The sequence below is a fragment of the Streptomyces sp. NPDC025273 genome, from assembly GCF_040638585.1.
Lineage (GTDB): Bacteria > Actinomycetota > Actinomycetes > Streptomycetales > Streptomycetaceae > Streptomyces > Streptomyces cinereorectus.
On record NZ_JBEZYP010000043.1, the window covers coordinates 1 to 5,080 of the forward strand.

General features: G+C 68.6%; 3 protein-coding genes and 2 pseudogenes. All 5 read right to left on the minus strand.

All coding sequences use genetic code 11. From position 1 onward, the window contains the following. Window positions 1-191, minus strand: a pseudogene (locus AB0F38_RS31535) (ATP/GTP-binding protein); the annotation flags it as partial. Beyond that, the gene (locus AB0F38_RS31540; RefSeq protein ID WP_361900860.1) at window positions 172-786 is read right to left on the minus strand and encodes a DUF742 domain-containing protein; all 615 of its coding nucleotides are present in this window, start codon (window positions 784-786) and stop codon (window positions 172-174) included. The gene AB0F38_RS31540 and the pseudogene AB0F38_RS31535, both read right to left, overlap by 20 nt. An 89-nt stretch (window positions 787-875) precedes the next feature. Then, on the minus strand, window positions 876-1,289 hold the full coding sequence (locus AB0F38_RS31545; RefSeq protein ID WP_006127847.1) for a roadblock/LC7 domain-containing protein: 414 nt from the start codon (window positions 1,287-1,289) through the stop codon (window positions 876-878). A 10-nt stretch (window positions 1,290-1,299) separates the two neighbouring features. Then, window positions 1,300-4,503: a nitrate- and nitrite sensing domain-containing protein gene (locus AB0F38_RS31550; protein ID WP_361900862.1), complete on the minus strand. Its 3,204-nt coding sequence runs from the start codon at window positions 4,501-4,503 to the stop codon at window positions 1,300-1,302. 349 nt (window positions 4,504-4,852) lie between these two features. Further along, window positions 4,853-5,080 (minus strand): annotated as a pseudogene (locus tag AB0F38_RS31555) (ATP-binding protein); the annotation flags it as partial.

Here is a 5,080-nt window from a genome sequence, read left to right on the forward strand (position 1 = left end):
TTGTCCCCGGTATGGGTCAGGTCGTCGATGCCCGCGGACGCGGACGTCATCACGGCTTCGGTGCGCAGCGGATTGATCTCCGAAACGGCACCGACAAACGTGGTCTTACCCACGCCGAAGCCCCCTGCCACCACGATCTTCGCCGAGGTAGTGGAGCGGGCCGCTCCGCCGCTAGAGCTTGCGAAGTCCACTGAGCACCCTTTCGAGCAGTGTCACATCTGGTTGGCCGCCGGCGGTCTCGTCGCCGCCGGGCTGATGGATAGCGACGAGTCCGGCCTCGGCCAGGTCGGCGACGAGGATCCGGGCAACGCCGAGAGGGATCGAGAGAAGGGCCGACACCTCGGCCACCGACTTGATCTCGATGCAGAGCCGGCAGATCCGCTGGTGCTCGGGCAACTGCCCTTGCAGCCGGGACGGATCCGCCGTGGTGCTGACCAGCGCCTCGATGGCGAGCTGGTAACGCGGCCGGGTCCGGCCGCCGGTCATGGCGTACGGACGGACCAGCGGGTTGTGCGCGGCGGGCTGCTCCGACTCGGGCGCCTGCCGCTGGACGGGCTGGATGTGCGACGGCGGCGTGTCGTACCGCTGGGGCTGCTGCGGCCACCCGGACTGCTGCTGCGGCCACCCGCCCCGGGCATCCTGCTGCTGGTAGGGCTGGTGTGGCTGGTATGGCTCGTTCGAACCCTGCATGCCGGGTACGGAGGGGTTGTAGAAACGGTTGTCACCCTGCTCACCCGGAACCCGCTGACCACCCTCGTACGGGTGTCCACCTGTGGGTGCTGTCACGTTTCCTCCTCCGACTGTCGGTCGCCATCCCAGTGGTGCCGCGACACCGCACCTTATGGCGCGGTGACGAGAAACGCACTGTCTGTCTATTAGTTAAGAAGACTTCCCTGGAGTTCGGCACGGAGATCCGGGGTGAGAACACTTCCTGCACGGTCCACGAGAAGTGCCATTTCATACCCAACCAGGCCGATATCGGCATCCGGGTGGGCAAGTACGGCGAGTGAGGAACCGTCCGAGATGGACATGATGAAGAGGAATCCTCGCTCCATCTCCACAACGGTCTGATTCACGGCGCCGCCCTCGAAGATCCGGGAGGCACCCGCCGTCAGCGACGTCAGACCGGAGGCGACCGCCGCCAGCTGATCGGCGCGGTCGCGCGGGAAACCCTCGGACATCGCCAGCAGGAGTCCGTCGGCGGAGACCACCACCGTGTGCGACACCCCTGGGGTGTTGTCCACGAAGTTGGTGATCAACCAGTTGAGATTCTGCGCCGCCTGGCTCATCGGGCTCACACTAACGCTCCTGGTTGTAGGTGGTACTTGTGTCCGACCCCGCGGTGCGTCCCCGCAGCACGCCGCGGCGCAGGTTGCTCAACCTGCCCCGTACGTCCTCGGGAGCGCGGGAGACCTGTGGGCCGCCCTGCTGGGTCTGCTCCGCCGTGCCCTCGACCAGATTGGCCTTGGGCACGCGCCGGGGGAGCCCGGACGGGGTGATTCCGCCCGCCTTCGGCTCCCGGAGCTTCTCGGCCCGCTCCCAACGCTCGTCGTTGGCCGAGCGCCAGTCGTCGGTGCCTTCCCCGTTCGCCTGTGCCGCCGGCGGCTGCTGGTCCCGCTGCTGCGGCGGACGCTGCCGTTGTTCCGGCGGCGCAGGCTGATCGTTTCCCCGGCCGGTGGGCTGCCAGTGCTGCTGTCCGGCACCCCGGCGCGGGAGACCCGCGTCGGTCAGCTCGTGGCCGGTCATCGGGGCCGGGCCCGAACGGTCTGAGCCTACGGGCTCCCGCGGCTCTTCGGGAGCGCCCGGCGCGGATTCCGCTTCGGGCTGCCCGAGAGCGTCGTACCCGCCCTGATACGCACCCTGATCTGCCCAATCACCCTGGTTGGGCTGGTCGGACCGCGGCGCGAACGGGTCGGCGTACTGCTCCTGCTGGGCTTCCGGAGCGGCGTACGCAGCTTCCGTATAGCCGTTCTGCTCAGGCTGCTGGGCCTGCTGCCGATAACCGTCCTCGGGGGTGTACCCGTCGTAGCCGGCCTCGTAGCCCTGCTGTGCGTAGCCCTGCTGCTCCTGGGTGTACGGCTCGGGGGCGTACTGCTCCTGGCCGAAGGGCTCCTGGGCGTACTGCTGCTGCGCGCCCTCGGCCTGGAACGCCGGACGCTCGCCGGTCTGCGCCTCCAGCGCGGCCCGCCGTTCCTCACGCATCAGCGAGCGGTTGACCGGGTCCAGCTGCGGCGAGTCCGCCGCCGGGGTGTCGTAGCGCGAGTCGTCGAAGCCGAGCTCCGCCGCCGTCCGCATCGGAACCTGCTGCGGCATCGGGTCGAAGGCCTGGGACTGCGGCTGCTGCTCGGCCATGATCGAGGAGACGGTGAAGTCGCCCTGCGGGGCCGGATCGCCGCCGCCACCATGGGTGATGGCGTCCGGCAGCATGACCAGCGACGTGGTCCCCGCCTGCTCGCCCGAGGGGCGCAGCTGGACCCGGATGCCGTGCCGGTCGGCCAGCCGGCCGACCACGAACAGGCCCATCCGCTGGGACACCGCGGCGTCCACGGTCGGCGGGTTGGCCAGCTTGTGGTTGATGTCCGCGAAGTCCTCGGCGGTGAGGCCGATCCCCTTGTCGTGGATCTCGACCATGACGCGGCCGTCGGGCAGACGGGTGGCGGTCACCCGCACCTTGGTCTGCGGGGAGGAGAACGTGGTGGCGTTCTCCAGCAGCTCGGCCAGCAGGTGCACGAGGTCGGTCACGGCCTGGCCGTGGATCTCGCTCTCCGGGACCCCGGTGAGCTCGATGCGCTCGTAGGACTCCACCTCGGAGGAGGCGGCCCGCAGCACGTCGACCAGCGGCACCGGCTGGTTCCAGCGGCGGCCGGGCTCCTCGCCGGCGAGAACGAGGAGGTTCTCGCCGTTGCGGCGCATACGGGTGGCCAGGTGGTCCAGCTTGAAGAGGCTCTCCAGCTGGTCCGGGTCGGCCTCGTTGTTCTCCAGGTTGGTGATGAGGGTCAGCTGGCCCTCGATCAGCGACTGGTTCCGGCGCGACAGGTTGGTGAAGATCGCGTTGACGTTGCCCCGCAGCATGGCCTGCTCGGCCGCGAGCCGGACCGCCTCGCGGTGCACCTGGTCGAAGGCGCGGGCGACCTCGCCGATCTCGTCCTGGGTGTTGATCGGGATCGGCTGCACCCGCGTGTCCACCCGGCCGGGATCGGTCCGCGACAGCTGGTCGACGAGCATCGGCAGGCGCTGCTCGGCGATACCGAACGCGGCGGTGCGCAGCTGCCGCATCGAGCGGCTCATCTGGCGGGCCATGAGACCGGCGATGACGAAGGCGGCCAGCAGCGCGATGATCACGATCGCGGCGTTGATGACGGCGTCGTTGCGGGCGTCGGCGGAGATCGCCGCCGCCTCGGTCACGGCCTTCTCGACGAGTTCGTCCTCGACCGTGGTGTAGCCGTCGAACTTCGCCGTGGCCGCGGCCATCCAGGTCTCGGGGGTGATCCCCTTGGCCCGCAGCTGTTCGGGGCTCTTGCCCTGACCGATCTGCTGGGCCATGCCGTCGAAGACCGAACCGTCGATGCTCGGCGGCGTCACGAACGGCTCCCCGGTCGCCTCGGCCTGCGCCTTGGCCTCCTTGAGCTGCTCGGCTCCCTCGGCGGCCTTGCCGGCCATGACTTCCTTGAGCCTGGCCGCGTCGGCCTCCGTACCGCCGGAGACGAACTCGCCGAGGGCGATCTGCTCCAGGTAGTTGTACGAGCCGAACGCCTTGACCTGGTCGTTGAACTTGCCCTGCTCCTGGCTCGGGCGCACCAGCAGGTGCATGCCGATCGAGCGCTGAAGCGATTCTGCGGCCTTGGCCAGCTCGATCGCGTAGACGGTCCGTCCGTAGCTGGTGATGTTGCCGGTGCCCAGGCCGAGCTCGTTGGAGAACTCCATCAGCGAGTGCTGGACCTTGGTGTAGCCCTCTTCCGTCTTCACCGGGTCCATGGCCTCGGCGTAGGCGGCCTTCCGCAGCTCGGGGAGCAGTGGCTCCTCCACCTCGAACAGCTTGAGACGGCGTTCCAGGCCCTGCTTCTCCGGCATGTTCCGCACGGCGGCGTCGAACTTCGCGGCGGCGTCGTCCGTCGTGGCGCGCACCCGCTCCACCTCGGCGGCGGTGCGCTTGTTGGACAGCAGCGGCTGGGCGGTGAGGTCACGCTCGTTCAGCAGCGCCTGCCCGTACTCCGCGGCCGCGCGGACGACCTGCGCCGTCCGCTCTGCGTCCTGGGCCTCGTTCCAGGTGTCGATCGACCCCTTCACCTGGAAGCCGCCCATGACCAGGCCGACCAGCGCGGGTATCAGGAGGATCGCGTTCAGCCGGGTGGGCACCCGCCAGTTGCGCGGTGACAGACGGTTGGTGCTGCCACCTGCCGGCGCCTCCTCGGGCGTGTCCGCAGGCGACATCGCAGCGCGCGGCGGCGGGGTGAAGTTGCCCCGCTCGGGCTGCGCCGCGGAGCCCTCGTTGCTTCGCCTCACTCGACCAACAACCTCTCGGCGTCGGCACCAACGTTGTGCCGGACTATTCGTTCAGGGCCGTACTGCTCGGTAGTTCGAGGCATTGCAGCATGCGGACGGGCCGCCTTCCAAACAGTCGGAATGTTGGATTCCGGGTGGCCCATGTCTCGCATAAAACGGGCATAAAGAGCGAGCCCCGTCAAAAGGCGGGGCTCATGTGAGCGCAGTGGCACCGCCCGGATGCGTCGGGTGTTGTTGTGGTTCCAATTCTCTGTCGAAATGTTATGAACACGGGGGCGGATCGTGTCATAGGACACAGGCCGCCCCCGCTTGACTACAGCAACTTCCGTAGATCAATACCGACTTACGGTCACTTGAGCCGGGCCATCAGCGCGTGCTCCACCAGCGTGATCAGACCGCTCTTGGCATCGGCACGGTGACGGGCGTCCGTCGTGATGATCGGTGCGTCCGGTCCGATCTGCAGGGCCTCGCGCACCTCCTCGGGGGTGTAGGGCTGGTGTCCGTCGAAGCCGTTGAGGGCGATGACGAAGGGGAGGCCGCTGTTCTCGAAGTAGTCGACTGCGGGGAAGCAGTCGGC

Bases quoted from the DNA above. Each gene is read 5' to 3' on its own strand.
- AB0F38_RS31545 (WP_006127847.1), bottom strand. From the start codon at position 1,289: ATGAGCCAGGCGGCGCAGAATCTCAACTGGTTGATCACCAACTTCGTG.